Origin of the sequence: Thiohalocapsa sp. (genome assembly GCF_019695415.1) — a bacterium.
In the GTDB taxonomy this organism is placed as follows: domain Bacteria; phylum Pseudomonadota; class Gammaproteobacteria; order Chromatiales; family Chromatiaceae; genus Thiohalocapsa.
Map to the genome: position 1 here is coordinate 1 of NZ_JAIFKJ010000351.1, position 2,943 is coordinate 2,943.

The 2,943-nt window shown below is 67.6% G+C and carries 4 protein-coding genes and 1 pseudogene; 1 reads left to right on the forward strand and 4 read right to left on the reverse strand.

Features of this window, described 5'->3' with window-relative positions:
• Positions 1-17 precede the first annotated feature (17 nt).
• On the reverse strand, positions 18-278 hold the full coding sequence (locus I6U14_RS10070; RefSeq protein ID WP_296898978.1) for a ribbon-helix-helix protein, CopG family: 261 nt from the start codon (positions 276-278) through the stop codon (positions 18-20).
• Between I6U14_RS10070 and I6U14_RS10075 the strand changes: the two genes are divergently transcribed.
• The gene (locus I6U14_RS10075; RefSeq protein WP_296898980.1) at positions 277-567 is read left to right on the forward strand and encodes a hypothetical protein; all 291 of its coding nucleotides are present in this window, start codon (positions 277-279) and stop codon (positions 565-567) included. The genes I6U14_RS10070 and I6U14_RS10075 overlap by 2 nt on opposite strands.
• Positions 568-753: 186 nt before the next feature.
• Here I6U14_RS10075 and dtd read toward each other — a convergent pair whose 3' ends face one another.
• From dtd to I6U14_RS10090, 3 genes and pseudogenes are all read right to left on the reverse strand, one after another.
• Positions 754-1,191 (reverse strand): D-aminoacyl-tRNA deacylase, encoded by a 438-nt coding sequence (dtd, locus tag I6U14_RS10080; protein ID WP_296898981.1) that lies wholly within the window; start codon positions 1,189-1,191, stop codon positions 754-756.
• The gene (gene pip, locus I6U14_RS10085) at positions 1,188-2,177 is read right to left on the reverse strand and encodes a prolyl aminopeptidase (RefSeq protein WP_296898983.1); all 990 of its coding nucleotides are present in this window, start codon (positions 2,175-2,177) and stop codon (positions 1,188-1,190) included. The genes dtd and pip overlap by 4 nt, the downstream gene beginning before the upstream one ends.
• A gap of 421 nt (positions 2,178-2,598) precedes the next feature.
• Positions 2,599-2,943, reverse strand: a pseudogene (locus I6U14_RS10090) (thioredoxin domain-containing protein); the annotation flags it as partial.

Below are 2,943 nucleotides of genomic sequence, written 5' to 3' on the forward strand. Positions count from 1 at the left end.
CCAGCCAGAAACCGGTGTCAGCGATGATCATGCTTGGCGTCTAGAGAATCGCTCAAGCGCCGCTTATAGTCTGTGGACAGGCCCGCATCGGTCTCACCACAGCCGATGAACCCGGTCCGTGCAAGCACCGCGGATGCGCGTCCCGAGCCGGCCGCGACCTCGGCGTGGTAGTGATCGATGGCGTCCTTGACCACCTCGGTGAGCGTCCGCCCGGTGGCGGCGCGCAGGTACTCGATCTTGCGCGTATGCTCATCGTCCAGTCTCGCGTTGATACGCATGGTGCAACGCGCGTCACCGGGCAAATTCCCACCGATCCGCGCAGGAGCAGCGCAAGAACAGCGCGGGGGCCTTTTTCAGGATTTCGAGGCGCGGTCCGATGTGAAGTACAAGGGGCAGCGCGCCGGCGGCACCTATGCGTTCAACGGCACCATCCACCTGGAAGCCCGCAGCGAAGACTTCCAGTGCTCCGATAACACCGCCGGCGACACCATGGTCGGGTCCTATGCCGTGGGCAAATCCCGGCCGATCTTCGTCAAGGGCGGCGGCAGCCCGTACATAAGCCGCTGAGGACGCACCCCCGGGCGATCGACGCGACACCGTGCGCGATGCGCCCGCCTGTCGCAAGCCCGGTCGCAGGGACACGGGCACGTGCTTCGGCTCCCCGAGCGAGAGTGCCAGCGCCTGCTGGTCTGCCCATTGGGTGCTTGGACTCCCACCTTGGTCGTATAGTGCTGCGGCTTATCCCTGATGCCATCAGCTTTCCAGCCAGAAGGTCACCGGCCCGTCGTTGATGAGACTCACCTGCATATCGGCGCCGAAGCGCCCGGTGGCCACCCGTGCGTGCGCCGCCCGGGCACGGGCCACCAGATGATCGAAGAGCCGCTCGCCATCCGCTGGCGGCGCTGCGGACGTGAAGCTGGCCCGGGTGCCCCTTTTGGTGTCGGCGGCCAGCGTGAACTGCGGCACCAGCAGCAGCCCACCGTCGACGTCCTTGAGGCTCAGGTTCATCTTACCGGCCGGGTCCGGGAACACCCGGTAGGTGAGCAGGCGCTCCAGCAGGCGCTCCGCGCGGGCTGCATCGTCACCCTTCTGCACCCCCACGAGCACCAGCAGTCCTCGCCCGATGGCGCCGATGACGGCTCTGTCCACCGTCACGCTGGCCTCGCTCACGCGCTGCAGCAGGCCGATCATCGGCTGCTCGGGAACAGATCCTTCAGACGGTCCGCGAAATGCTCAGTCGCCGCCACGAGCGCCTTGGCGATGCCAGGCTCGAAGGCCGCATGGCCGGCGTCGGCGATCACCTGAAGCTCGGCCTGCGGCCAGGCTTGGTGCAACTCCCAGGCGGATTGGAGCGGGCAGATGGCGTCGTACCGACCGTGCACAATGATGCCGGGAATGTTCGCCAGCCGATGGGCGTCGCGCAGCAACTGCTCAGACTCAAGGAAGGCGTCGTGGACGAAATAGTGACACTCGATGCGCGCCAGACTGAGCGCCAGGCGCGCGTCGGCAAAGGCGTTACGCACCCCGGCGTCCGGCAGCAGGGTCGCACAGCGCCCCTCCCAAATGGACCAGGCTTGGGCGGCCTGGCGCATGGTGGTCTCGTCGTCGCCGGTGAGGCGGCGGTGATAGGCCCGCACCAGATCGGCGCGCTCAGCCTCGGGAATGGGCGCCAAGAAGTCCTGCCAGTAGTCCGGAAACAGCAGGCTCGCGCCCTGTTGGTAGAACCATTGGATCTCCCAGGGTCGGCACAGGAAAATGCCCCGCAACACTAAGGCAGTGACCCGCTCAGGGTACGTTTCGGCGTAAGCGAGGGCGAGGGTGGAGCCCCAGGAGCCGCCGAACACCAGCCAGCGATCGATGCCGAGCTGCGTGCGGATGCGCTCCATGTCGGCCACCAGGTGCCAGGTGGTGTTGTGCCGAAGCTCCGCATGGGGTTTGGAGCGCCCGCATCCACGCTGATCGAAAAGCACCAAGCGCCAGCGTGCCGGATCGAAGAAGCGCCGGTGCGTCGGGCCGCAGCCGGCGCCAGGACCGCCGTGCAGGAACACCGCGGGCAGCCCGTCTGGATTGCCGCACTCTTCCACATAAAGCTCGTGACCATCGCCCACCGCGATGCGATGCTGAGCGTAGGGCTCGACGGCCGGAAACAGAGGGTCCGATCGGGAGGCGTCTTGCATACGAAGGGGGTTCGGCTCGGCTACGATGCATCGAAGGGCGGCAGAACCGGCGCCGCCGCATTCGCTCCGCCCGGGCAGTGTAGTCCGATTCCTACAAGCCGGGACGGTAATAAAGCACAGAAATCTGCTGGCAATGGCGCCAAACTATAAGCGTCGCCGGCAAGGAGGCACGGGCACGGACGCGGCGGCACGGAAGCACGCGCAAGGATGCAACCGCAAGGACGACCCGACACGGAGCCAGTCGGACGGAGCCGCCGCATGGATGTACAGCCCCAGGATCCACTCAACCTTCGGCGACGCCGGCCCCTGGCAAGGATGCACTGGGGGCCTCCATTTTTCCGCGCCGCCGCTGCGCCGTGCGCTGCGGGCGGCGTCGATCATCACCTCGCCCACGACGCAACACCTTCCCGGGTCCAGTACCTCAAGCCGCGCTGAGCGCCGACAGGCTGGTCACCGGCGGCTCGCAATGTGTACCGCGGCAGCGGTAGGCGAGCACGCCGGCACCGCCGGGAACCATCGCACCCAGGTTGCCGGGAAGATCAGGCTCGCCGGTGGCGATGGCCAGCACCAACCGCCGCGGCTGATACCCCTGCTGGGCGGCGGCCCGCCAACTGCCGAGCGCCGGCTCCGTGCCGCGGATAATGATGGTCTCCGGCGGCGGGTGGTCCTCGTCGAGCGCCGCCAGCAGCGTCGCATGAGCGTAGGGCCACAGGCGCATGGGCCCGGGGGCAACGCGCACGGTCGCCGCCCCCCCCCCCAGATCGCG